Source organism: Stenotrophomonas sp. Ste96 (genome assembly GCF_024519495.1).
Taxonomy (GTDB): Bacteria; Pseudomonadota; Gammaproteobacteria; order Xanthomonadales; family Xanthomonadaceae; genus Stenotrophomonas; species Stenotrophomonas bentonitica_A.
Genome location: NZ_JALJRX010000002.1, coordinates 463,456 through 488,229 on the forward strand (window position 1 = coordinate 463,456; position 24,774 = coordinate 488,229).

At 67.0% G+C, this 24,774-nt stretch carries 18 protein-coding genes; 11 read left to right on the forward strand and 7 right to left on the reverse strand.

Annotation, left to right across the window (positions count from 1 at the left end; genetic code table 11):
* Nucleotides 1-40: 40 nt before the first annotated feature.
* From carB to OC373_RS08900, 5 genes are all read left to right on the forward strand, one after another.
* Nucleotides 41-3,283, forward strand: coding sequence for a carbamoyl-phosphate synthase large subunit (gene carB / locus OC373_RS08880; RefSeq protein ID WP_019182957.1), 3,243 nt, complete (start codon nucleotides 41-43; stop codon nucleotides 3,281-3,283).
* Between the two features lie 8 nt (nucleotides 3,284-3,291).
* The gene (gene greA, locus OC373_RS08885) at nucleotides 3,292-3,756 is read left to right on the forward strand and encodes a transcription elongation factor GreA (RefSeq protein ID WP_026069738.1); all 465 of its coding nucleotides are present in this window, start codon (nucleotides 3,292-3,294) and stop codon (nucleotides 3,754-3,756) included.
* A 5-nt stretch (nucleotides 3,757-3,761) separates the two neighbouring features.
* A complete protein-coding gene (locus OC373_RS08890; RefSeq protein WP_261997515.1) occupies nucleotides 3,762-4,682 on the forward strand; it encodes a phosphoglycerate mutase in 921 nt (306 codons plus the stop codon).
* 155 nt (nucleotides 4,683-4,837) lie between these two features.
* Complete coding sequence (gene recJ, locus OC373_RS08895; RefSeq protein ID WP_261997565.1) at nucleotides 4,838-6,502, forward strand: single-stranded-DNA-specific exonuclease RecJ; 1,665 nt, start codon at nucleotides 4,838-4,840, stop codon at nucleotides 6,500-6,502.
* Between the two features lie 158 nt (nucleotides 6,503-6,660).
* Nucleotides 6,661-7,101: an SMI1/KNR4 family protein gene (locus OC373_RS08900; protein WP_070427292.1), complete on the forward strand. Its 441-nt coding sequence runs from the start codon at nucleotides 6,661-6,663 to the stop codon at nucleotides 7,099-7,101.
* Nucleotides 7,102-7,157: 56 nt separating this feature from the next.
* Here OC373_RS08900 and OC373_RS08905 read toward each other — a convergent pair whose 3' ends face one another.
* The 4 genes from OC373_RS08905 to OC373_RS08920 form a co-directional block, all read right to left on the reverse strand.
* Complete coding sequence (locus OC373_RS08905; protein WP_323054049.1) at nucleotides 7,158-7,544, reverse strand: DUF1176 domain-containing protein; 387 nt, start codon at nucleotides 7,542-7,544, stop codon at nucleotides 7,158-7,160.
* Nucleotides 7,545-7,637: 93 nt separating this feature from the next.
* Nucleotides 7,638-8,648: a DUF1176 domain-containing protein gene (locus tag OC373_RS08910; protein ID WP_156785825.1), complete on the reverse strand. Its 1,011-nt coding sequence runs from the start codon at nucleotides 8,646-8,648 to the stop codon at nucleotides 7,638-7,640.
* A gap of 244 nt (nucleotides 8,649-8,892) precedes the next feature.
* Nucleotides 8,893-9,957 carry a DUF1176 domain-containing protein gene (locus tag OC373_RS08915; protein ID WP_261997517.1) on the reverse strand — a complete coding sequence of 355 codons (1,065 nt, stop codon included), beginning with the start codon at nucleotides 9,955-9,957 and terminating at the stop codon, nucleotides 8,893-8,895.
* Between the two features lie 131 nt (nucleotides 9,958-10,088).
* Entirely contained in the window at nucleotides 10,089-11,138 is a 1,050-nt protein-coding gene (locus tag OC373_RS08920; RefSeq protein WP_261997518.1) for a DUF1176 domain-containing protein, read from the reverse strand.
* Nucleotides 11,139-11,286: 148 nt separating this feature from the next.
* On the opposite strand from OC373_RS08920, the gene OC373_RS08925 reads away from it, so the two are divergent.
* Nucleotides 11,287-14,166, forward strand: a complete 2,880-nt coding sequence (locus OC373_RS08925; protein WP_261997519.1) for a VIT domain-containing protein — start codon at nucleotides 11,287-11,289, stop codon at nucleotides 14,164-14,166.
* A gap of 36 nt (nucleotides 14,167-14,202) precedes the next feature.
* On the opposite strand, the gene OC373_RS08930 is transcribed toward OC373_RS08925, so the two are convergent.
* A complete protein-coding gene (locus OC373_RS08930) occupies nucleotides 14,203-15,195 on the reverse strand; it encodes a phosphatase PAP2 family protein (RefSeq protein ID WP_261997520.1) in 993 nt (330 codons plus the stop codon).
* A 9-nt stretch (nucleotides 15,196-15,204) separates the two neighbouring features.
* A complete protein-coding gene (locus OC373_RS08935) occupies nucleotides 15,205-16,410 on the reverse strand; it encodes an acyltransferase family protein (protein WP_070427296.1) in 1,206 nt (401 codons plus the stop codon).
* Nucleotides 16,411-16,585: 175 nt separating this feature from the next.
* On the opposite strand from OC373_RS08935, the gene OC373_RS08940 reads away from it, so the two are divergent.
* Complete coding sequence (locus OC373_RS08940) at nucleotides 16,586-17,455, forward strand: LytTR family DNA-binding domain-containing protein (protein ID WP_019182948.1); 870 nt, start codon at nucleotides 16,586-16,588, stop codon at nucleotides 17,453-17,455.
* A 50-nt stretch (nucleotides 17,456-17,505) separates the two neighbouring features.
* Here OC373_RS08940 and OC373_RS08945 read toward each other — a convergent pair whose 3' ends face one another.
* Nucleotides 17,506-18,255, reverse strand: coding sequence for a M48 family metallopeptidase (locus tag OC373_RS08945; protein ID WP_070427297.1), 750 nt, complete (start codon nucleotides 18,253-18,255; stop codon nucleotides 17,506-17,508).
* 204 nt (nucleotides 18,256-18,459) lie between these two features.
* Between OC373_RS08945 and prfB the strand changes: the two genes are divergently transcribed.
* The 4 genes from prfB to OC373_RS08965 all read left to right on the forward strand — a co-directional run bounded on the left by prfB (nucleotide 18,460) and on the right by OC373_RS08965 (nucleotide 24,748).
* Nucleotides 18,460-19,585, forward strand: a protein-coding gene (gene prfB, locus OC373_RS08950) for a peptide chain release factor 2 (protein WP_261997521.1) whose coding sequence is annotated in 2 segments (ribosomal slippage) — nucleotides 18,460-18,534 and nucleotides 18,536-19,585 — 1,125 coding nt in all. Because the reading frame shifts where the segments join, the coding sequence is not laid out codon by codon here.
* A 127-nt stretch (nucleotides 19,586-19,712) separates the two neighbouring features.
* Nucleotides 19,713-21,230, forward strand: a complete 1,518-nt coding sequence (gene lysS, locus OC373_RS08955) for a lysine--tRNA ligase (RefSeq protein WP_070427298.1) — start codon at nucleotides 19,713-19,715, stop codon at nucleotides 21,228-21,230.
* 202 nt (nucleotides 21,231-21,432) lie between these two features.
* Entirely contained in the window at nucleotides 21,433-22,572 is a 1,140-nt protein-coding gene (locus tag OC373_RS08960; protein ID WP_019182944.1) for a two-component system response regulator, read from the forward strand.
* 1 nt (nucleotide 22,573) lies between these two features.
* Complete coding sequence (locus tag OC373_RS08965) at nucleotides 22,574-24,748, forward strand: ATP-binding protein (protein ID WP_261997522.1); 2,175 nt, start codon at nucleotides 22,574-22,576, stop codon at nucleotides 24,746-24,748.
* The last annotated feature ends 26 nt before the right edge of the window (nucleotides 24,749-24,774 follow it).

A 24,774-nucleotide genomic window follows, 5' to 3' on the forward strand; every position in this document is an offset into this window, starting at 1 on the left:
TCACCCCCATCTGCCTCGCTGTCCAGACTTAGAGAAGACAATGCCCAAGCGCACTGACCTTAAAACCATCCTCATCATCGGTGCTGGCCCGATCGTCATCGGCCAGGCCTGTGAGTTCGACTACTCTGGCGCGCAGGCCTGCAAGGCACTGCGCGACGAGGGTTACCGCGTGGTGCTGGTCAACAGCAATCCGGCCACGATCATGACCGACCCGGAGATGGCCGACGCCGTCTACATCGAGCCGATCAACTGGCAGACGGTCGAGAAGATCATCGCCAAGGAAAAGCCCGACGCGCTGCTGCCGACCATGGGTGGCCAGACCGCGCTGAACTGCGCGCTGGACCTGGCCGACAACGGCGTGCTGGAGAAGTACAACGTCGAGCTGATCGGCGCCAAGCGCGACGCCATCCGCATGGCCGAAGACCGCGAGCTGTTCCGCGTGGCCATGGGTGAGATCGGCCTGGAGTGCCCGTCCGCCGCGGTGGCGCACACGCTGGAAGAAGCGATCGAGATCCAGACCCGCGTCGGCTACCCGACCATCATCCGCCCCAGCTTCACCCTGGGCGGCAGCGGTGGCGGCATCGCCTACAACCGCGAAGAGCTGGTCGATATCGTGACCCGCGGCCTGGAGCTGTCGCCGACCACCGAAGTGCTGGTGGAAGAGTCGGTGCTGGGCTGGAAGGAATTCGAGATGGAGGTGGTGCGCGACACCGCCGACAACTGCATCATCGTCTGCTCGATCGAGAACCTGGACCCGATGGGCGTGCACACCGGTGACTCGATCACCGTGGCCCCGGCCCAGACCCTGACCGACAAGGAATACCAGCGCCTGCGCGATGCCTCCATCGCCGTGCTGCGCAAGATCGGCGTGGACACCGGCGGCTCGAACGTGCAGTTCGGCATCAGCCCGACCACCGGCCGCGTGGTGGTGATCGAAATGAACCCGCGCGTGTCGCGTTCCTCGGCGCTGGCCTCCAAGGCCACCGGCTTCCCGATCGCCAAGGTCGCGGCCAAGCTGGCCGTGGGTTACACCCTGGACGAATTGAAGAACGAGATCACCGGTGGCCTGACCCCGGCCTCGTTCGAGCCGTCGATCGACTATGTCGTCACCAAGATCCCGCGCTTCGCCTTCGAGAAGTTCCCGGCCGCCGACGCACGCCTGACCACCCAGATGAAGTCGGTGGGCGAGGTGATGGCGATGGGCCGCACCTTCCAGGAGTCGCTGCAGAAGGCGCTGCGTGGCCTGGAAACCGGCAAGATCGGGCTGGACCCGACCGGCCTGGACCTGGCCAACGAAGACGACATCACCACCCTCAAGCGCGAGCTGAAGGCCCCGGGCCCGGAGCGCCTGTTCTTCGTGGGTGATGCGTTCCGCGCCGGCTTCAGCGTGGAAGAGGTCTTCGCGCTGTCGCACATCGACCCGTGGTTCCTGGACCAGATCGAAGAGATCATCCAGGCCGAGGCCGAGGTGGCCGCCGACGGCATCGATGCACTGGATGCCGCACGCCTGCGCAAGCTCAAGCGCGCCGGTTTCTCCGACGCCCGCCTGGCCGAACTGACCGGCACCAACGAAGCGGCCGTGCGCGCGCTGCGTCGTGCCCACAAGGTGCGCCCGGTGTACAAGCGCGTGGATTCGTGCGCCGCCGAGTTCGCCACCAGCACCGCCTACCTGTACTCGACCTACGAGGACGAGTGCGAAGCGGCCCCGAGCAACCGCGACAAGATCATGATCCTGGGCGGCGGTCCGAACCGCATCGGCCAGGGCATCGAGTTCGACTACTGCTGCGTGCACGCCGCGCTGGCGCTGCGCGATGATGGCTTTGAAACCATCATGGTCAACTGCAACCCGGAAACCGTCTCCACCGATTACGACACCTCCGACCGTCTGTACTTCGAGCCGCTGACGCTGGAAGACGTGCTGGAGATCGTCGAGCTGGAACAGCCCAAGGGCGTGATCGTGCAGTACGGCGGCCAGACCCCGCTGAAGCTGGCGCGCGCGCTGGAAGCCAACGGCGTGCCGGTGATCGGCACCTCGCCGGACTCCATCGATCTGGCCGAAGACCGCGAGCGTTTCCAGCAGCTGGTCGAGAAGCTCGGCCTGAAGCAGCCGCCGAACCGCATCGCCCGCAACGACCAGGAAGCGCTGCTGCTGGCGCGCGAAATCGGCTACCCGCTGGTGGTGCGCCCGAGCTACGTGCTGGGCGGCCGCGCGATGGAAATCGTGTACGGCGAATCCGACCTGGCCCGCTACGTGCGTGACGCGGTGAAGGTGTCCAACGATTCGCCCGTGCTGCTGGACCGCTTCCTGGACAATGCCGTGGAAGTGGACGTGGACATCATTGCCGACAAGGACGGCAACGTACTGATCGGCGGCGTGATGGAGCACATCGAAGAAGCCGGCGTGCATTCGGGCGATTCGTCCTGCTCGCTGCCGCCGTACTCGCTGTCAGCTGAAACCCAGGCCGAGCTGCGCCGCCAGGTGGTGGAGCTGGCCAAGGCCCTGAACGTGGTCGGCCTGATGAACACCCAGTTCGCCATCCAGGCCGGCGAGAACGGCGAGGACATCGTGTACCTGCTGGAAGTGAACCCGCGTGCCTCGCGCACCGTGCCGTTCGTCTCCAAGGCCACCGGCATGCCGCTGGCCAAGATCGCCGCGCGCTGCATGGCCGGCAAGACGCTGGCCGAGCAGGGCGCCACCAAGGAAATCGTGCCGGGCTACTACTCGGTCAAGGAAGCGATCTTCCCGTTCGCCAAGTTCCAGGGCGTCGACCCGATCCTCGGGCCGGAGATGCGCTCCACCGGTGAGGTGATGGGCGTGGGCCGCAGCTTCAGCGCCGCCTTCGCGCGTGCGCAGGAAGCCGGTGGCATCAAGGCCCCGCCGCTGGGCAAGGCCTTCGTCTCGGTCCGTGATCCGGACAAGAAGCGCGTCCTGCCGGTGGCCCAGGCCCTGCTCGAGCGTGGCTACACCCTGGTCGCCACCCGTGGCACCGCCGCGTGGCTGCAGCAGCACGGCATGGACTGCGAGATCGTCAACAAGGTCGTCGAAGGCCGTCCGCACATCGTCGATTCGATCAAGAACGGCGAGATCGTCTACATCGTCAACACGACCGAAGGTCGCGCGGCGATCAACGACTCGTTCTCGATCCGTCGCGAGGCGCTGCAGCATCGCGTCACCTATTCGACCACCATTGCCGGCGCCAAGGCGCTGGTGCAATCACTGGAATTCCGCGGGACCGGCCCGGTCTGGTCCCTGCAGGAACTGCACAAGGAGTTGAACGCATGAGAGCACCGATCACCCTGAAGGGCGCGCAGCGTCTGCGCGAAGAGCTTGACCACCTGAAGTCGGTTAAGCGCCCGAAGGTCATCGCGGCGATCGCCGAGGCCCGTGAGCACGGCGATCTCAAGGAGAACGCCGAGTACCACGCCGCGCGCGAAGAGCAGGGCTTCATCGAAGGCCGCATCAAGCAGCTGGAAGGCGAGCTTTCGCATGCCGAGATCATCGACATCACCAAGCTCAACGCCGGCAGCAAGGTGGTGTTCGGCGCCACGGTCGAGTTGTCGGACGTGGAGAGTGATGAAGAAAAGCGCTACCAGATCGTTGGCGACCTGGAAGCGGACATCAAGCTGGGCCTGATCGCGATCTCCTCGCCGCTGGCGCGTGCCCTGATCGGCAAGCTGGAAGGCGATGCGGTCACCATCGACGCGCCGGCCGGCCAGCGCGAGTACGAAATCGTCAGCGTCCAGTACCTGGACTGACCGCGATGGCCACGGCGACGTTGTTGCTGCCGGCGCGCAGCCGGTTTCCGGCGGCGCCGCTGCCCGATGACGTCGCCAAGGCGCTGGGGCGTGCCGAACGCCGCAGTGCCGATGCGGGCGAGCGCGCCCAGCTGCGTCGGCATTTCCAGACGCAGCCGGACGCGTGGTCGGCCGCAGCCCTGACCCGCCAGTTGGACGTCGGCGATGCCGATGGCGCGGTCTGGCTGCGGGCCGATCCGGCCAACGTGGTGCCGGACATGCACGGCGCCCGCCTGATGGGGCACGGGGATACCCTGCGCCCCGAACTGGCCGATGTAATGCATCTGCTGCCGGCGTTGCAGCCGTTGTTTGCCGGGTTCGGTTTCGTGCTGGATGCCCCGGTGCCGTCGCGCTGGTACCTGCGTCTTCCGCCGGGCACGACCCTGCCAGCCTTTGCCGAGCCGGATGAAGTGCTCGGCGATGATCTGTTCGCCCATCTGCCCGAAGGCGATGCCGGCCGCCGCTGGCGCGCCCTGCTGACCGAAGCGCAGGTGGTGCTGCACCAGCATGCGTGGAACCAGCAGCGCGTGAGCGAGGGCAAGCGCGCGATCAATTCGCTGTGGTTCTGGGGCGGCGGTGAGCTGCCCGAACGTGTGACCACCGCGCATGCCCAGGTCCGCAGCCGCGATGCGCTGCTGCAGGCACTGGCCAAGGCCGCGGGCCTGCAGGCCGACGGCGAGCAGACCGTGGATGCGCTGGTGGATCTGCGCCAGCTGCGTTCGCTGGAACAGCTGGGCAACGATGCGATCCGCCCGTTGCTGGCGGCGATCGCGCGCGGGGAGTTGAAGCGGCTGGTGCTGGATTTCGAGGACGGCACCCGCGTGGAGATCGACAAGGCCCAGCGCTGGCGGTTCTGGAAGAAGCCGGTGCAACTGCACGCGCTCTGAGTGCGTCGAACGGCAGCCGGCCAGCGGTCGGCTCTACCGGTACCAGGGCGGTATCATGGGCGCGCACGTCATTGATCGAGCCTGTTTTGACCCAGTCTGAAGCACCCCGTATCCAGCGCCGTCCTGCCGCCGCCGTCAGCGAGTGGCCCTCGTCCATGTTGCCGTTGCTGCAGCGCCTGTATGCCGCCCGCGGCGTCACGGATGCCGCACAGGCCCAGCCGAAACTGGCCCAGCTGCATGCGCCGGACCTGCTCGGCAGCATGCAGGCTGCGGTAACGCTGCTGGCCGATGCGATCGCCAACAACGAACGCATCCTGATCGTCGGTGATTTCGACTGCGACGGCGCCACGGCCTGTGCAGTTGGCGTGCGCGGCCTGCGCATGCTCGGCGCGCGCGATGTGGTGCACGCCGTGCCCAACCGCATGCTGCACGGCTATGGGCTGTCGCCGTCACTGGTGGCCGAACTGGCCCCGCTCAATCCCGGGCTGCTGGTCACGGTCGACCATGGCATCGCCTGCCACGCCGGCGTCAACGCGGCCAAGGCGCTGGGCTGGAAAGTACTGGTGACCGATCATCATCTGCCCGGCGAGCACCTGCCGCCGGCCGATGCGATCGTGGACCCCAACATCAGCGGCGATGCCTTCCCGAGCAAGGCACTGGCCGGCGTCGGGGTGATTTTCTATGTATTGATGGCGCTGCGCCGCCACCTGCGCGGGCAGGGCGCCTACGCCACGGCCCCGGAGCCGGACCTGCTGACCCTGCTCGACCTGGTCGCGGTCGGTACCGTCGCCGATCTGGTGGCGCTGGATGACAACAACCGCGCCCTGGTCTCGGCGGGCCTGCGCCGTCTGCGCAGCGGCAAGGGCTGCGTCGGGCTGCAGGCGCTGATCGAAGCCAGCGGGCGCGATGCCTCGCGCTTGACCGGCAGCGACATCGGTTTTGCGCTGGGCCCACGTTTGAATGCGGCCGGCCGGCTGGAAGACATGGCGCTGGGCATCGAACTGCTGCTCACCGAAGACCGCGCCCATGCGCGTGAGATCGCCACGACGCTGGAATCGATCAATACGGAGCGCCGTGCGGTTCAGCAGCTGATGACCGACGACGCCGAACTGGCCGTGTCCCGTGCGGTGTTGAGTGCCGAAGGCGTGCGCCCGGTTGCGGCCTGCCTGTTCGACGCCGAGTGGCATCCGGGGGTGGTGGGGCTGGTGGCGTCGAAGATGAAAGATCGCCTGCATCGGCCGGTGATTGCGTTTGCGCCTTCAGAGCCAGGTGGCGATTCGCTGCGTGGCTCGGCGCGCTCGATCCCCGGCTTCCATATCCGTGACGCGCTGGCACTGGTCAACGCGGCGCACCCGGGCCTGATCGACAAGTTCGGTGGGCATGCGATGGCCGCCGGCCTGAGCCTGCCGCACGCGCAGCTGGCCGCCTTCGAGCAGGCCTTCGTGGAGGTGGTGGAACGTACGCTGGACCCGCTCTCGCTGCAGCAGCTGCTGATCACCGACGGCGAGCTGCTGCCGCAGGAGCTGGATTTCGCCCATGCCGAGGCGCTGCGCCTGGCCGGGCCGTGGGGGCAGGGTTTCCCGGAGCCGTTGTTCGATGGTCACTTCCAGGTAGCCCGCTGGCAGGTGCTCAAAGAGAAACACCTCAAGCTGAGCCTGCGCGTGCCCGGCCGTGCCGAGCCGATCAGCGCCATCCACTTCAGCGGCTGGACCGGCAATGCGCCGGCCAACCAGGTGCATATCGCCTACCGGCTGGTCAGCGATGATTACCGGGGCGGTGGGGCGATCCAGTTGATTGTGGAGCACTGCGCGGATGCGTGAGGCGCATGCCTGTTCTCTGACTTCAGGGGGGAGCGCCGAACGTCCGTGCCGATTGCGTCAACTTCTGGCGCAGCGGGGCAGTACTTGCTGTGCTGGACCAATTAGGATCTGAACCAACGAAAGCGGAATCGAGTGCGTTCAAAGTGGATCACCAGTTAATGGACATGATCACCCTGGATATCATGACGGGGGACGGGGATCTTTATGGCTTGCCTGCCACCGATTCTGAGATCGAGACCGCGGAACAGACACTTGGTGTCAAGTTCAATGCTGACTACATCCAGTTCATCAAGGCGTTTGGGGGTGCATTTGGCGGTATCGAGATCCACGCTTTCAACAATGGCTCTCTTATCGGCAATGAAACAGTCACTGAGCTGACCGAGCGGTTTCGAGACAACTATCTGGAAAGTGCCGGAGAACAGTGGCGCGACGCCTACGTCATATCGGATGACGGGACCGGCAACCCGGTTTTGATGACAGCCGAAGGGGTACTTCATCTGTATCTCCACGAGACTGGAGAAACCGAGTTGTTGTATGACTCGTTGGAGCAGCTGCTAAGCCAGACCTTCCCTTTCAGGATGCCGCGTCCGCCAAGGTGATTCCCTGGCACGGGCTGACCACTGCCCGATGACAGGGCAGCGGGCAGACCAGGCACTTACTTCAGCACACGGGTCACCAGTGTCGGCATCTGCCATGGTCCGCCAAGGGTGACAAGGCGGCACAGGCCGGTAGTCAACGCCGATGTGGGGACAAAATCCTTGCCATCCCACGCCCAGCTCTTAGCCGATAAACAGTCGCCAGCAACATTCCTCTGTGATGCAAAAATGTGGCTTGCCCCAATACTTTCGTCGGCCGATATAGTGACCAGAGCAGCCTGATAGGGCGCGCGGTGGTTGACCATCCAATAGCCGAACCCTGCGTTTTGCCCCCTTATCCAGCATTGGGCGGAAACCAGCAGTTTGCTGCCGCTTAATCTGCGTACGGTCAGAGGGTGGTCGCGTTCGTCGAAGAACAGGTCGGGGCATCGTTCCTGCAGCTCCACCTGCTCGGTGGCACACAGAGCCGAGCGACGGGAAGGGGGTCGTTCCAATGCTCTATGCCGACGCCTGAGCCCGCCGTTCCACGCGGGCGCGACTTACTTGACGACCCGGGTCACCAGGATCGGCATGTCCCAGGCGCCGCCGGCCGCGACCAGCCGGCACATCCCGGTGGTGGCATCGGCGGTATGTACGAACCGGCGGCCATCCCAGGTCCAGCTATCGCTCGACCAGCAGTCACCCAGGCCGCGGATCTTGTGCGCGGCGTGGATGCTGCCTTCGTCTTCATCGCTGCCGCTCGTGGTCACCAGTTGCGGGTTGAACGGCGCACGATCGTTGGTGACCCAGTAGCCCTCGCCCACGTTGTAGGCACCCATCCAGCACTGCGTGGAAACAAGCAGCTTGTCCGCGCTGAGGCGGCGTACCGTCAGCGGTTCGACGCGCTCGCCGCTCACCAGGACATCGCAGGCGTCCGGTGCCAGGGAGGTTTTCAGGGCCGCGCGCAGTGCCGCACTTCCGGCCAGCGCGGCATCGCCGGGACGCGTAGCGACCAGGGCGGCCTGCCTGACCACGGGCACCGGCACCGCCGGCAGCACCGTCGCCTCGGGGCGATTGCCCTTGCGCAGCAGCGCCCCGGGCGTGTGGAGCCTGCCCTGGAACTCGTCCATCTTCAGCAGTACCGCCGAGGCGCCACGGTCTGAGAGCTGCCACTGGCGTTTATCGGCGCTCACGACGAGGATCGTGCTGTCGCGGGTCAGCGCTTTGAGCAGGGCGGCGGTCTGTGCGGCACTCAACGGCCCGGCACCGGTCTCAGCTACCGCGCCCAGATCCTGCCCGTTGATGCGCAGGCGCGGCTTAACCGGCGGCGTGCTTTCGTCGTACACGCCCAGCATCAGTTCGGCGGTGACCGCCTGGTTCGGGCCGCCCGCCCGGGTAAGCAGCACCGAAAGCGGCTCCCGGTCGCCATTGTCAGCTTGGTAGCCGGCTGCACGGCAGGTGCGAGTGTTGTCGCAGGCGATGGTCCAGTCGTGGTGATCGAACCGCATGCCGGTGAGCGCATCGGCGGCTTGGACGGGCACTGCGCCGGCCAGCAGCAGGGGGACGAACATCAAGCGGCTGGGAGGCAACGAACGCATGCGGCATCCTTGGAGCATGAGGGCTTGGGAGCGTGATCTTTGCCCACCCGCGCTGAGGCGTACATGACCGGCGCATCCTTCCGCGCGGTGGCAACCCCGTTGCGCTGGGCCTGCCGCATGCGCGTTTGGAGGGTGTCCAGCGGGCATTCGTGGCAGTGGTTGTTGCGCCCCACAGCTGATCGGTCCTCGACCGCAAGGAAATGAACAGCCGCGCATCTTACTGCTGCACCTTGGTCACCAGGGTCGGCAGATTCCATGGGCCGCCAAGCGTGATTGATCGGCACAGTCCAGAACTGGCCACCGCTGTCTGTACGAAGCGGGTGCCGATCCAGCTCCATGTAGTGGAGTAAATGCAGTCGGCCAGGCCGCGGCCCCTGTGCCATTCTTCGATGGAGCGCACGTTGTCGCCGCTGCCCGAGTTAGTGACCAACCTGGGGCGGTACGGGGGGCGGTCGTTGATCACCCAATATCCGTCACCCCTGTTGTAGGCGCCCCGCCAGCACAGATGCGATACCAGCAGCTTGTCTGCGCTCAGACGCTGCACCTTCATTTCTTGAGGGCCTTCATTGGAGGTGTCGTTCCATGTCGGTTGCAGGGCTTCGCAATCGTCGGCCGAGATGGTTGCAATCAACGCTTCGCGCAGCGCGGCCGACGAGGCCAGCGCTTTGTCAGCCGGTCGCGTGGCGACTATGTTGGTCAGTTTCATGATTGGCATCGACACGGCGGGCAGTACCGTGCTCTCGGCTTTCGTGCCTTTCCGCACGAGCGCGCCGGGCGTGCCGATCCGTCCCTGGAATTCATCCAACTTCAACAGCACCGCCGAAGCGCCGCGACCAGACAGCGTCCAGCGTCTGCCGTCGTCGCCGATCAGCGCGATGCGGCTGTTGCCCATCAGTGCCGTGAGCATGGCGCTGACCTGCGCAGGCAACAACGTGGCGGTGCCATCGGCTGCGTTGTACCTCAGCGGGCCCAACCTGGCGTCGTCGATCTGCAGCGACAGCCGCAGGGGCAGCTTGATTTCGCCGAGCTGGCCAACCATGAGCTCGGCCTTCACCCGCTGGTCCGGGCCCGCCCGCCGGGTCAGCAGCACCGATACCGGTGCATGCTCGCCATCGTCAGGCTGATAACCTGCGGCACGGCATGTCCGGGTGTTGTCGCAGGCCAGAGTCCAATCACCGTGGTCAACGGCGATGCCTTTGATGGGCGGGGCAGCCAGAGCAGTAGGCGAAGAAAGAAAGCAGAGCAGCAGGGCAAGGGTCGGCTGGCTGGCGAGCAGGCGCATCGTGGGGGTCCTGTGCGGGGGTTCACAGTGTCCCTGCTGGCGAGCGCGACGGCCATGCAACGAGTACGATTCGGTTCCCTCTGGTCAGTCAGGGTCGGTCACGGCGACGTCGGGTATTGCAGATGCGATCGCTACTCCTGTACTTCGGTCACCAGCGTCGGCATCTCCCAGGCGCCACCGGCGGCAACAAGGCGGCACAATCCAGTGCTGGAATCGGCCGTCTTCACGAACTGCGAGCCGGTCCAGCCCCACGTGGTGGTGGACCAGCAGTCGCCGAGGCCACGGCCCTTCTGCGCCTCCTGGATGGTGCGCACCTCATCCCCCACGGCTGCCGTGGTGACCAGCCGCGGCTGGTACGGCGCGCGGTCATTGATCACCCAGTAGCCGTCGCCGGTGTTGTAGGCCCCGCGCCAGCAACTCAGCGACACCAGCAGCTTGTCGGCACTGAGCCGCTGTACGGTCAGCGCTTCGGGTTCGCCGTCCGGTGACAGGCTGCCGCCGGCGCCCAACGCTTCGCAGTCGTCGGCCGACGTCACCGCCGCCAGCGCGGCGCGCAGCGCGGGCGACGCGGCGAGCGCCGTATCCGCCGGGCGGGTGGCCACCGGCGTGCCCAGCTGCACGACCGGCACCGGCAGTGCGGGCGGCACCGAGGATTCGGCCTGCGTGCCCTTGCGCATCAGCGCGCCGGGTGTGCCGAGGCGGCCCTGGAACGCATCCATCTTCAACAGCACGGCCGAGGCGCCCTGATCGGAAACCGTCCAGCGCGCGCCATCGTCGCCCATCAGCTCGATGCGGCTGTTGCGTGCCAGCGAAGCGAGCAGGGCAGCGAGTTGCTTCGCGGAAAAGGTGGCGGTGCCCTCGGCGGCATCGAACTGCATCGGGCCCAGCGAGGTGCCATTGATACGCAGGCTGAGCCGCTTGGTGGCGGTATTGTCGTCGTACTGGCCGAGCATCAGTTCCGCCTGCACCGGTTGATCCGGCCCGCCCGCGCGGGTGAGCAGGATCGAGACCGGGTCGCCGCCATTGTCATCGGCCTGATAACCGGCGGCGCGGCAGGTGCGGGTGTTGTCGCAGGCCAGCGTCCAGTCGTGGTGGGTGAACGTCACGCCCTCGATGGGGGCGGCGGCGTAACCGGGCAGGGCGAGCCCCATCAACAACGGGGCGGTCAACAACAGGCGCATGCGGCATCCTTGGTCCATCAATCCGTGGAGAGCGATCTTGGCCCAGCGCGGATGAGGCGTCCATGACCGGAACAGGCGATTGCCACCGCTCAACCCCGTTGTGGATCGCGGCGCGTTCAATGGAGGGTCATCGGATCAGGAGCGTCACATGGGACTCGCACTGCGCAGTATCGGTCTGCTCGCGCTGCTGTGCTGGCAGCTGCCCAGCGCCCACGCACAGCCACGGCGTTTTCCCTCGCCACGCCCACCCATCCTGCAGGTCGCCGGTGCCGAGGTGCCGGTGCGGTTGACCGAGGCCCACATCGACAGCCGCGTCGTGGCAGGGCTCGGCGAAACCACGATCGAATTGACCTTCCACAATCCCAATGCGCGCGTGCTGGAAGGGCAGCTGGAATTCCCGTTGGCCTACGGCCAGCAGGTGGCCGGTTTCGCACTGGATATCGATGGCACGCTTCGCGATGCGGTGCCGGTACCCAAGGCGCAGGGACGCCAGGTCTTCGAGGCGATCGAACGTCGCCAGGTTGATCCGGGCCTGCTGGAACAGACCGCCGGCAACCAGTTCCGGCTGCGCCTGTATCCCATCCCGGCGCGTGGCGAGCGGCGTGTGCGGCTGGTGCTGCGTGACAGCCTGCCGCTCGTGCCGCAGGGTCTGCACTGGTCACTGCCGGTGTCCTTCGCACGCCAGGCCGAGCAACTGACGCTGCGGTTGGAGACCAGCGGCACCGGCCAGCCGATGCCCGTGGGCGTGAATCCACTCGCGTTCACGTTGAAGACCGATGCCTACGCGGCGCAGTGGCAGGGGCGGGGCGCGGACCTGCCTGCCCAACTGCAATGGAGCCTGCCGCTCGCGCGCAGCACTGACGTGGTCACGGGGCTGCAGGATGGGCAGCGCTATCTGCTGGCCAGCGTGCCGGTCCGCACCCAGACCGCCGCGCGCGTCCTGCCTGCGCGCATCGGTCTGCTCTGGGATGCCTCCGGTTCGGCCGGTACGCGCAACCGTGCGGCTGAGCTGGCCGTGCTGGACCGCTATTTCCAGGCGTTCGGCTCGGGTCAGGTCCAGCTGACGGTGCTGCGTGACCGCAGCGAAGCGCCGCGTGAGTTCCCGATCACCCGGGGCGACTGGTCGGCGCTGCGCGAGTATCTGTTGGCGCTGCCCCACGATGGCGCCAGTGCGCTGGGCGACTGGACGCCGAACCGCACCATCGGCGAGTACCTGCTGGTCAGCGATGGCCTGGCCAACTATGGCCGCCAGGCGTTGCCCACCCTGTCGCCCGATCAGCGCCTGTATGCATTGAGCAGCGCCGGTGCGAAGACCGACGCGCCGCGCCTTCGTGCGTGGACCAGCGCCCATCATGGTCAGCTGCTGCAGCTGGGCAGCGAGGCGGAGGTGGAGGCGGTGATGCCGCTGCTGCTGCTGCAGCCCGCCGAAGTGAGCGATGTGCTGGCACGTGGCGTGGAGGACGTGAGCGTGGATGCCTCGCGGGCTGCGCAGGGCTGGATTCGCGTCACCGGCCGCGTGCTGCGTCCCGATGCGACGGTGCTGCTGTCCCTGCGTGGTGGCGACAGCGGTCCGCAGCCGGTTACGCTCAACGTCGCGAACGCGCGTGCGGTCGACGGCGGCCTGGTCGCTCACGCGTGGGCGAATGACCGGTTGGCAGCACTGGCGGCGGCCCCCGCCGGGGCGCCGGAGACCAAGGCGCTGGCCCGGCAGTTCGGGATCGTGACGGCCGATACATCGCTGCTGGTCCTGGAGACGCTGGAGGACTATCTGCGCTATGGCATCCGCCCGCCGGCTCCGCTGCGCGCGGCCTACGACCAGCGCCATGCGTTGACGGTGGCCGACGTGGCAACCGAGCGGAAGCGCCGCCTGGATGGCATCGCCCGCCAGTTCGCCGAGCGCGAGCAGTGGTGGAATACCCGCTGGCCGAAAGATACGCCGCCGCAGCCCAAGCCGGACGTGCACGCTGTCGCCGCGCCGGTGGCCATGGCGATGGCCGCGCCACCGCCGGCACCTGCGGCGCCGATGGCGCTGGACCGTGTAGAGCTGACCGCCTCGGCGGTTGCCGATGAGGCGGAGGCCACCCCCGAGCGCCGCGCCAAATCGGCACCCAGGGCCAACAATGGCCAGATCACACTGACGCTCGCGCCGTGGGCACCGGATTCGGCGTATGCACGCCGCCTGCGCGATGCCACGCCGGCGCAGCTGTATCCGCTGTACCTGCAGGAGCGCGAACAGCACGCCGGCAGCAGCGCGTTCTATCTGGACGTGGCCGATCTGCTGCTGGCCAGCGGACAGCGGGAGCTGGCCCTGCGCGTGCTCTCCAACCTGGCCGAGATGCAGCTTGAGAATCGCCACGTGCTGCGCGTGCTCGGCTATCGCCTGATGCAGGCCAAGGCGCCGGCGCTGGCGGTGCCGGTGTTCCGCCAGGTGCTGGCGATGGGCGAGGAAGAGCCGCAGAGTTTCCGTGACCTGGGCCTGGCCCTGGAAGCGGCCGGGCAGTACCAGGCGGCGGTGGATGCGCTCTACGAAGTCGTGGTGCGCCCGTGGGATGGGCGGTTCGACGGCATCTCGCTGATCGCGCTGGACGAACTGACCCGGCTGATCGTGCGCGAGCGTGTGGATGCCTCGGCCATCGATCCACGCCTGCGCCGTGCGATGCCGCTGGACCTGCGCGTGGTGCTGAGCTGGGACAGCGACAACAGCGACATGGACCTGTGGGTCACCGATCCCAATGGCGAGCGCGCCTACTACGGCAACCGGCTGACCTACCAGGGCGGGCAGATGTCGCAGGACTTCACCGGCGGCTATGGCCCGGAGCAGTTCTCGGTGCGCGATGCCAAGCCGGGCATCTACCGGATCGAAGCGAACTACTTCGGCAGCCGCGAGCAGCTGGTCACCGGTGCCACCACCTTGATGCTGCGCCTGAGCACCCGATGGGGCAGCCGCGACCAGCGCGACCAGCAGGTCACGCTGCGGTTGAAGGACCGCGCGGAGACGGTGCTGGTCGGGGAGTTCGAGGTGAAGTAAGCACCCGCAAGCGGACCCCGTGAGGGCCGCCGCCCTTTATTTGACGGCGGTGGCCCGAGGCAGGCTGCGCGCCGCCTGCGGCCAGTACCCGGCCAGGGCAATGCCGCCCATGAAGATCGCCGCGTTGCCGATGGCATTGAACACCACCTCCACCACCGCTGCGTCAGGGAGTGCCAGTGCGACGGCGACTGCCTCCAGCACGGGGCTGATGACGAGATACAGCCCGATGACGGCCATGACGCGCCCGATCCGCTGCCACGGTGTGTACGGATCCAGCGGCCAGCCGCGCCAGTGCAGGAAGGCGAAGACCAGCAGCAGCCCCAGATACCGCCCCGCGCTGTCTGCCGGGACGAACGCGGTCGTCAGCGCCGCTGCCGTCACGCCGACGCCGAGGGTGGCGAGGATGAGGTGGCGGGTTCGATTACGGCGCGCGGGCGCTGGCAGGCACTGCCAGGCAAGCCAGCCCAAGGCCATCCCGACCAGCCAGCCGCCCAGCACATCGGACAGGAAATGCCGCCCCAGGTACATCCGAGACAGCGCCATCAGCAATGGCCAGCCGATCAGCAGCGCGATTCGCCAGCCAGCACTGCGGATACCGAAGCACAGCACCCCGGCCGTCATGGCAGCCGTCGCCACCCCCACATGACCGCTGATGAATCCGTAGTCCGGATCCGGCTGCGCGCGCAGGGAGGCAATCGCCTGATTGGCCGGCAACGACCAGAACGATCCGGCAGCGCCATCGGCGACCAGCGCGTGGTCCGGCCGGCCCTTGTCCAGCACGTGGATGTCGACATCGCTGGGGCGGGGCAGGGCGGCACCCTGCTTGATCGCGTGCGTGGCCATCGACATCAGCAGTACTGCCAGCATGATGCCCAACCCCGCGCGCAGACGCACCCCGAAACTGCACACCACGATCAACAGCACGTACGCCCATTCGTAGCCCAGCGCGCTGACGAAGTTCATCAGCGGCAACATCCATGCGGCATCGAAGAAGGATTGCAGCCACACATGCCAATGGGTCTGGAACATCCGTATTCCTCAGTGTCGGGCCACCGCCCGCGTGACCGGCAACGATAACGGCTCCCGGCGCAGTCCGAACAGTGGACGCAGCCAGCCAACGCGCCGGATCAGCCCTTCGTGCAGCAGCAGGCAACCCGCCACGGTTCCGGCCAGGACCAGCAGTGGCTCCCACCATGGCCCCAGGTGCAGCGGTTTAAGCCAGAACAGCAGCGCGATGATCAGGCTCTGGTGCAGGATGTACCAGGGATACACCGCCTCGGTGCAGTACGGCAGCCAGCGGAACGGGCGATCCAGATACACCTTGGCCCAGCCGAGCAGGGTCAGCAGCACGGCCCACAGGTACAGCGACTGGCTGGCCATCACCTGCAGCGTCCAGACACTGTCCGGCCACTGCCGCAGCACCGAATCGGCCGGCAAGACCCGCCCCAGGAGGCGGATGCCGAAGTACCAGCTCGCGGCAATGATCGCCACCCACAGGGTGGTCCGGCGCAGCTCGACCACGCGCGCCCAGAACGGGGTGGCGCGGGCAAGCAGGTAGCCGGCCAGGAATACCGTGCCGTACTTGGCGTGCTGGTACCAATCGCCGAACAGCAGGTTGGTGGACGGGAACCGGGGATCGAGCCAGGCCACCCAGCCGAAGGAGAGCAGGCTGGGCACCCCGATCAGCAGCGGCGCCGGCGCACGGGCGAAGCGCTCCACGGCGCGATGCACGGCAGCGGTATCCAGCACCGGCATCAGCAAGGCCAGCACCAGCGTGTAGACCCATAGGTAGGCCAGGTACCACAGGTGGTTCCAGGTGATGCGCAGCTGCCAGCCGGCAAAGCTGTCCTGCGGCCAGGCCGGCATCTGCCAGTAGCGCAGCAGGAACGCGCCGAAGCCGGGCTCGATGCGGCCGTTGGTCAATGCCTCGCAGTAGGGTTGGATCGGCACCACCACCCACATCCCGAACACCAGCGGCAGCAGCAACCGCCACGAGCGCAGCACGGCAAAGCGCACGATGCGTGTCTCCGGCCGCATCAAGGCGATGGCGATGCCCGAGAGCAGAAACAACAGCTGCATCCGCCAGCGGTTGACCAGCAGCATCGGCCATTGCAGCCACTCGGCGGTGTGATCGCTCTTGAGATGGAACCCCCAGCCGTCCACGTAGGCCATGGCGGTGTGATACAGGATGAGCAGGGCGAAGGCGAGTACGCGCAGGGCGTCGATGTCGTGGCGGCGTGGCATGGACGGGGCAGGGAGGGCAGGAGCCTCCACGGTGCGCACTGGCAGGAGGTTCGGCCACGCCAAAGGGCTCTGCCGTGGGTGCCAAGTGACCAATGGCGGTCGCCAAGGGACGGGCGGGGCGCACTACCATGGTGTGATGAGTCAGGCTGACGACCCTTTGCGAATGGACGATTCAATGGCGAACGGACGTGCCGCGCGGTGGCGGCCGGGTGCGCGGATGCTGGTGTGGTCGGTGATCCTTCTGACCACCGCGGTGGCCAATGCGCTGGTGGAAGTGATGGATGCGGGGCGCCGTGGCGAAGACCTGGGCCTGTGGCAGCCGATGATCTGGGAGCTGAGCAGCGTCACGATGATCCTGCTGACGCTGCCGGTCCTGTGGTGGGGCTGCCAGCGTTGGCCGCTGCATGCCGATACCTGGAAGCGCCGCCTGCCGCTGTACCTGCTGGCCAGCGTGGCGTGGTCGCTGGTGCATGTCACCGGGATGATGGGGCTGCGCCATCTCGCTTATGCCGCGCTCGGCTACCACTACCAGGACGATGCCAGCTGGCCGGTACGCCTGGTGTACGAGTACCTCAAGGATGTGCGTGCGTTCTTCACCTTCGTGGCGATCGAGCATTTCTTCAGCTGGTTCGGACGGCGCCGGCAGGGCGAGGCGCATCTGCTGGCCGCGCCGGACGATGCGCCGCCGGTGGACGCCGTGGAGCGCCCGGAACGGTTCCTGGTGCGCAAGCTGGGGCGCGACTTCCTGGTCGCCACCGGTGATATCGAATATGCCCAGGCGGCCGGCAACTACGTCAATCTGCGGGTGCGCGGGCACGACTACCCGCTGCGCAGCACCATGGCGGCACTGGAAGAACGATTGGATCCGGCCGTGTTCGTGCGGGCCCACCGCAGCTGGCTGGTGAACGTGCGGCACCTGGTCTCGATCGAGCCGCTGGACGGGGGCGAGGCCTTGCTGCACATGGACGATGGTGGGCGCGTACCGTGCAGTCGCCGGCAGCTGCCCTCGTTCCGGCAGGCGCTGGCGGTGCAGGCAACGGCCTGACCCGGCCTGGCTGACCGGCACCCTGGCGGAGCAGGGTGCCGGCAGGGAACTCAGCGCTTGCTGTCTTTCTTGATCATCGCGTCGATGCGCCCGGCGCGGGCTTCCGAGCCCGGGTGGGAGGACATCAGGCCGCCCTTGCTGGACAGCTTGCGGAACATGCTGGCCAGGGCGGCCGGGTCGTACTGGTGGCGCTTCATGAAGCGGTAGCCGTATTCGTCGGCAGCGCTTTCTTCCTTCTGCGAGAACTGCGCGTTGACGAAGCCCTCGGCCAGTTCGCCGAGCTGGCCCTGGGTCAGGGTGGCGATATTGGCATTGCCCGAGGCGGCCAGCGTGTCGCGACCGGCCGAGGCCAGCAGTGCGGTACGCATCTTGGTCTTGGAGTGGCCCAGCTTGACGTGGCCGATCTCGTGGCCGATCACGCCACGCACTTCGTCGTCCGAGGCCATGTCCATCAGGCCCGAGTACACGCGCACGCAGCCGTTGGCCATGGCCCAGGCATTGACGTCGTCGGTCAGGTAGACCTTGAAGTTGAGGTTCATGCCGTCTTCGTTGGCCAGGCCCTGGGTGATCCTGGCCAGGCGCTGGGCGTAGGGCGAGTTGGCGGGGGCGACCTTGTTCTGCTGGTCCATGTAGACGCAGGCTTCGTCGGCGGCCTTGGCCACGTCCTGGTCGGACAGGGTGAGCGCCTGGCCGGCCTTCAGGCCGGTGCTGGTCAGCTGCTTGAGGTCCAGGGCCGAAGCGCCGGTGGAGGCGGTCAGGCAGGCGAAGGCCAGCAGCAGGGCGGAGGATGACGTCCTCATCGGGGTGGTGCTCCATGTAGTGCGTTGGGGGACGCCGCGGGCAGGGGGCCGCGCGGCGGGGCCGAAGTCTACCGTCTGGCCGGGCGCCCGTGTTCAGCGATCTCGCTTTCCTGCCCGCCGGCGGGTACCTGCCGCCCCGGCCACCGCCGGAAAGGCCCGGATAGGCTATGATGGACAGTCTTTTCGCACGCATTAATCGCCGACATGATCGAGCTCAATCCTGTCCGCCAGCGCATCACCGATCTCACCGATCGCGTGCTCTCGCTCAGGGGGTATCTTTGACTACGACGCCAAGAAAGAGCGTCTGGAAGAAGTAGCCCGGGAACTGGAAAACCCGGATATCTGGAACAACGCCGAGTACGCCCAGAACCTTGGCCGCGAACGCGCCAACCTGGACAAGACCGTGGGCGGCATCGCCACGATCCTCGACGGCCTGACCGAGTCGGGCGAACTGCTGGAACTGGCCGAAAGCGAACAGGACGAAGAAACCGCCCTGGCCGTGGTCAGTGACCTGGACAAGTACCAGAAGCACGTGGAGCAGCTGGAGTTCCAGCGCATGTTCTCCGGCCAGATGGACAACGCCGCGGCGTTCGTCGATATCCAGGCCGGCGCCGGCGGTACCGAAGCCCAGGACTGGGCCGAGATCCTGCTGCGCATGTACCTGCGCTGGTGCGAATCGCGCGGCTGGAAGACCGAGCTGATGGAAGTCTCCGGCGGCGACGTCGCGGGCATCAAGTCGGCCACGCTGCGCGTGGAAGGCGATTACGCCTACGGCTGGCTGAAGACCGAGACCGGCGTGCACCGCCTGGTGCGCAAGTCGCCGTTCGATTCGGACAACCGCCGCCACACCAGCTTCACCTCGGTGTTCGTGTCGCCGGAAGTCGATGACAACATCGAGATCGACATCAACCCCGCCGACCTGCGCACCGATGTGTACCGCTCCTCCGGCGCCGGTGGCCAGCACGTCAACAAGACCGAGTCGGCGGTGCGTATCACGCACATTCCGACCAATACGGTCGTGGCCTGCCAGACCGGCCGCAGCCAGCACCAGAACCGCGACAACGCGATGAAGATGCTGGCCGCCAAGCTGTACGAGCTGGAGATCCAGAAGCGCAATGCCGAGCGTGATGCGGTGGAAGCCACCAAGTCCGATATCGGCTGGGGCAGCCAGATCCGCAACTACGTGCTCGACCAGAGCCGTATCAAGGACCTGCGCACCGGCATCGAACGCTCCGATACGCAGAAGGTGCTGGACGGCGACCTCGACGAATTCGTCGAAGCCAGCCTGAAGTCCGGCCTGGCCGTGGGTGCCAAACGCACCGACGCCTGACCGTCGGGGCCGCCACGCGCGGCCCCGATCCGTTGTGCCCGGGCCGCGCCCGGTTTCGCAATCCGCCCCGACCATCGGCATGATGGCGGGGACCGTACCTCCCCCCCGACATACATAGACCCACGCCATGAACGATCAGACCGCCTCGCCGCAGCCCCCCGTCGACGAGAACAGCCTCATCGCCGAGCGCCGCGCGAAACTGACCGCCCTGCGCGGGCAGGGCATTGCCTACCCGAACGATTTCCGCCGCGAGCACTTCGCCGGCACCCTGCAGGCCGAGTTCGCCGATGCAGAGCAGTGGACCGCCGAAGCGCTGGAGGCCAGCGACCGCCAGGTCAAGATGGCCGGCCGCCTGATGGCCAAGCGCGTGATGGGCAAGGCAAGCTTCGCCCAGATCCAGGACGAGTCCGGCCGCATCCAGCTGTTCCTGCAGGGCAGCACGCTGGGCGATGCCTACACCGCCTTCAAGGGCTGGGACGTGGGCGACATCATCGCCGTGGAGGGCGGGCTGACCCGGACCAAGACCGGTGAGCTGTCGGTCAAGGCCACCAGCATCCGCCTGCTGACCAAGTCGCTGCGCCCGCTGCCGGACAAGTGGCACGGCCTGGCCGACGTGGAGCAGCGCTACCGCCAGCGCTATGTCGACCTGATCGTGACTCCGGAGTCGCGCGAGGTGTTCATCAAGCGCTCGCGGATCATCCGCGCCATGCGCGCGTGGCTGGACAACCGCGACTTCCTGGAAGTCGAAACGCCGATGATGCATTACATCCCCGGCGGCGCCACGGCCAAGCCGTTCACCACCCACCACAACGCGCTGGACCTGGACCTGTACCTGCGCGTGGCCCCGGAGCTGTACCTCAAGCGCCTGGTCGTGGGTGGCCTGGAGCGCGTGTACGAGATCAACCGCAACTTCCGCAATGAGGGCGTGAGCACCCGCCACAACCCGGAATTCACCATGATGGAGCTGTACGAGGCCTACGCCACGTACACCGAAGTGATGGACCTGACCGAAGGCGTGATCCGTGACGTGGCCAGCAAGGTGCTGGGCACCACCACGGTGGAGTGGGACGGTGCCACCATCGACCTGGCCCCGGCGTTCCGCCGCTGGCGCATGGACGAGGCGGTTCGCCACCACAACCCGGAGATCAGCGCCGCCGACTGCACCGACCGCGATGCGCTGGCCGCCCACTGCGAGCGCCTGAAGATCCGCATCAAGCCGTCCTACGGCTGGGGCAAGCTGCTGCTGGAGATCTTCGAGGCCACCGTCGAGCACACCCTGATCCAGCCGACCTTCATCACCGACCACCCGGTCGAGGTCTCGCCGCTGGCCCGCGCCAACGATGACCAGCCCGGCTACACCGACCGCTTCGAGCTGTTCATCAACGGCAAGGAGCTGGCCAATGGCTTCTCCGAGCTGAACGACCCGGAAGACCAGGCGGCCCGGTTCCAGGCCCAGGTCACGGCCAAGGAAGGCGGCGATGACGAGGCCATGCACTATGACGCCGATTACATCCGCGCGCTGGAGTACGGCATGGCCCCGACCGGCGGCCTGGGCATCGGCATCGACCGTCTGGTGATGCTGCTGACCGGCAGCAGTTCGATCCGCGACGTGCTGCTGTTCCCGTACATGCGTCCGGAAAACTGAGAATTGGGTCCGGGCGTGCTTGGGGCACGTCCGGCGCGGGGGTTCCGCTGCCGTGGCCGCGCGGGTATGGTTTCTGCGTGGCCTTAACAGGCGCTATGGCGTGATGGCCACAGACCATGACGGGTTGCAGGGAGATGCCGACACCGGCGTCACACTGTGACGACGATCATGAACTGGGGTGTTCATGACGGGAGGCGGACCGATGCAAGGTGCCAGTGTGCAGAGCGGCGGAGTATCCTCTTCGCAGCATGTTCCAGTGTGGTCAAGGAAGAAGGCAGAAGCAGCCTTGAATATTGTCATCGTTGACGATCAGACGTCCGCGCGTACCATGCTGCGCCATGTCATCGAGGACATCGCGCCGGAACTGTCCGTGCACGACTTCGGCGATCCGCTGACGGCGCTTGCCTGGTGCGAGTCGCACGCCGTGGATCTGCTGTTGCTCGATTACCGCATGCCGGAGATGGACGGGCTGGAGTTCGCCCGCCGCTTCCGCCGCCTGCCCAAGCACCGCGACATCCCCGTGATCCTGATCACCGTGGTCGGCGACGAGCCGATCCGCCAGGCCGCGCTGGAGGCCGGGGTGATCGATTTCCTGGTCAAGCCCATCCGCCCGCGCGAACTGCGCGCGCGCTGCTACAACCTGTTGCAGCTGCGCCAGCAGTCGGAGAACGTCAAGCAGCGCGCGCTGTCGCTGGAGCAGCGCCTGCTGGCCAGCATGCACGAGGTGGAGGAGCGCGAGCGCGAGACGCTGTCGCGGCTGGCGCGGGCGATCGAATTCCGTGATGCCGGCACCAGTGCCTACCTGGAGCGCATGGCGCATGTCGCCGGGCTGATCGCCGAGCAGCTCGGGCTGCCGGAAGAAGAGGTCAAGCTGATCGAGATGGCGGCGCCCCTGCACGACATGGGCAAGATCGCCATTCCCGATGCGGTCCTGCTCAAACAGGGCAAGCTGAGCGATGAGGAGCAGGCGATCATGCGCCGGCACCCGCGGATCGGCTACGAGCTGCTGAGTGGCAGCCAGAACCGTTTCATCCAGGTCGGGGCCCTGATCGCACTGCGCCACCATGAGCGTTACGACGGCAGCGGCTACCCGGATGGGCTGGTCGGCGATGCGATTCCGCTGGAAGCGCGGATCGTGGCGGTGGCCGATGTGTTCGACGCGCTGATCTCACCGCGTCCGTACAAGGAAGCATGGACCATGGAAGCCACGCTGGCGTATCTGTATGCCCAGCGGGGCCGGTTGTTCGATCCGCGCTGCGTCGATGCCCTGCTGCGCGGCCGCCTCCAGCTTGATGAGATCTGCGCACAGCACTCCACCGCGTCATCCCGCCCGGGGATGTGATATGCGTCGTCTGTACCCGCGCCTGAAGCACCGCCTGGCGCAGCGCCCGGATACCGAACACGGCCAGGCGATCGTGCGCATCGTGCTGATCACCCTGATCCTGCTGTATGTGCTCATGCCGGGGCCGCGCCACGACCTGCCCCCGGCGCAGTACCACGGGGTGCTGGCGATCGTGCTGACCGGCCTGACCCTCTCGCTGGGGCTGTTCGGCTGGCTGCTGTGGCGGCCGGGACGCTCGGACCCGCGCCGGGTGGCCGGCATGCTCGCCGATTACGGGCTGATCGCCGCCGGCATGGTGCAGATGGGCGAGCCACTGGCCTGGGTCTACATCGTGGTGATGTGGGTGACGGTCGGCAACGGCATGCGCTACGGCAACAACTATCTGTACGTCGCGGTGGCGATGGCGATGGTCAGCTTCGGCAGCACCGCACTGCTGACCCCGTACTGGCATCTGAACGCGCGGCTGGCATTCGGCCTGTGGCTGGGCCTGGCGGCAGTGCCGCTGTATTTCTCCACGCTGCTGCGCCAGCTCACCCGTGCGATGGCCGAGGCGCGCCGCGCGAGCGAGGCCAAGAGCCGTTTCCTGGCCAACATGAGCCACGAGTTCCGCACGCCGCTCAACGGCCTGTCGGGCATGACCGAGCTGTTGGCCACCACCAAGCTCGATGACGAGCAGCGCGAGTGTGTGAACACCATCCAGGCGTCCTCGCGCAGCCTGCTGGCGCTGGTGGAGGAAGTGCTCGATATCTCCGCGATCGAAGCGGGCAAGCTGCGCGTGACCGCCGAGGACTTCGCGCTGGCCGATGTGATCCAGGCCATCGGGTTGATCCTGCTGCCGCAGGCCAAGGCCAAGCGGCTGGATTACCGGGTCAAGGTGGCCGATACCGTGCCGCCGCTGCTGCGCGGTGACCTGGGTCACCTGCGGCAGATCCTGCTCAACATCGCCGGCAACGCAGTCAAGTTCACTGACCACGGCCGTGTCGAAATCCGCGTGGCCGTGCTCGATGCCGAATCCAACGGCGGGGTGCGCCTGCGGTTCGACATCCTCGACACGGGCATCGGTGTCGCCCCGGAGATGCGCCCGCGCCTGTTCGAAGCGTTCGAGCAGGCCGACGTCAGCATGGCGCGCCGCCACGAAGGCACCGGCCTGGGCACGACCATCGCCAAGGGCCTGGTCGAGGCGATGGGCGGGGACATCGGCTACGAAGAGAACCCGCCGCAGGGCAGCCATTTCTGGTTCGAGCTGCCGTTCGCGCCGCCGCGCGTGCCGCTGGGCACGGTCACCCCGGCGCTGGTCGGCGACGGGCTGCCGGACCGCAACGGCAATGTGATTGCGTTTGCCGACCCGTTCCTGCGCCACCGCGCGCGCGTGCGCAGCATGCACATCCTGGTCGCCGATGATCACGAGGCCAACCGGATGGTGCTGCAGCGCCTGCTGCAGAAGGCCGGCCACAAGGTGCTGTGCGTCAACGGCGGTGAAGCGGTGCTCGATGCGATGGCCGAGAGTGATTTCGATGCGGCCATCGTGGATCTGCACATGCCCGGCATGAGTGGCCTGGACATGCTCAAGGAACTGCGCGTGATGCAGGCCGGTGGCGGTCCGCGCACGCCGGTGCTGGTGCTCAGCGCCGACGTCACGCCCGAGGCCATCCAACGCTGCACGCAGGCCGGCGCGCATACGTTCCTGGCCAAGCCCGTGGTCGCGGTGCGGCTGCTGGATGTGCTTGCCGATATCGCCTCCAACGGCCAGCTCAAGGCCAGCGCACCGATCGTGCGTACCGCTACCGCGCTGGATGGTGTACTGGACCCGGGCGTGCTCGACGAGCTGGCCTCGCTCGGCATGGGCGACGGTTTCGAACGCGAGTTCATCCGCCAATGCCTGGCCGATGCCGACCAGTGCATCGGCGTGGCACTGGCCGACGGCGAGCGCAGCGACTGGGTCCATTTCCGCGAGCAGGCGCACGCGATCAAGGGCGTGGCCAGCAATCTGGGCCTGGTCCGCGTCGCCAACCGCGCCGGGGATCTGATGCGCATGGCCGACTGGCAGCTCAAGAGCGAATGGCGGCAGCGCGTGACCCTGCTGCAGGCGGGCATCAAGGAAGGCCGGCAGGCGCTGGATGCGCGTGCGCAGCGCAAGGCGCAGGGGCAGGCCGACGACGGCGGCGACATGCGCTGAGTGGGGCTGCAATAAAAAAAAGCCCG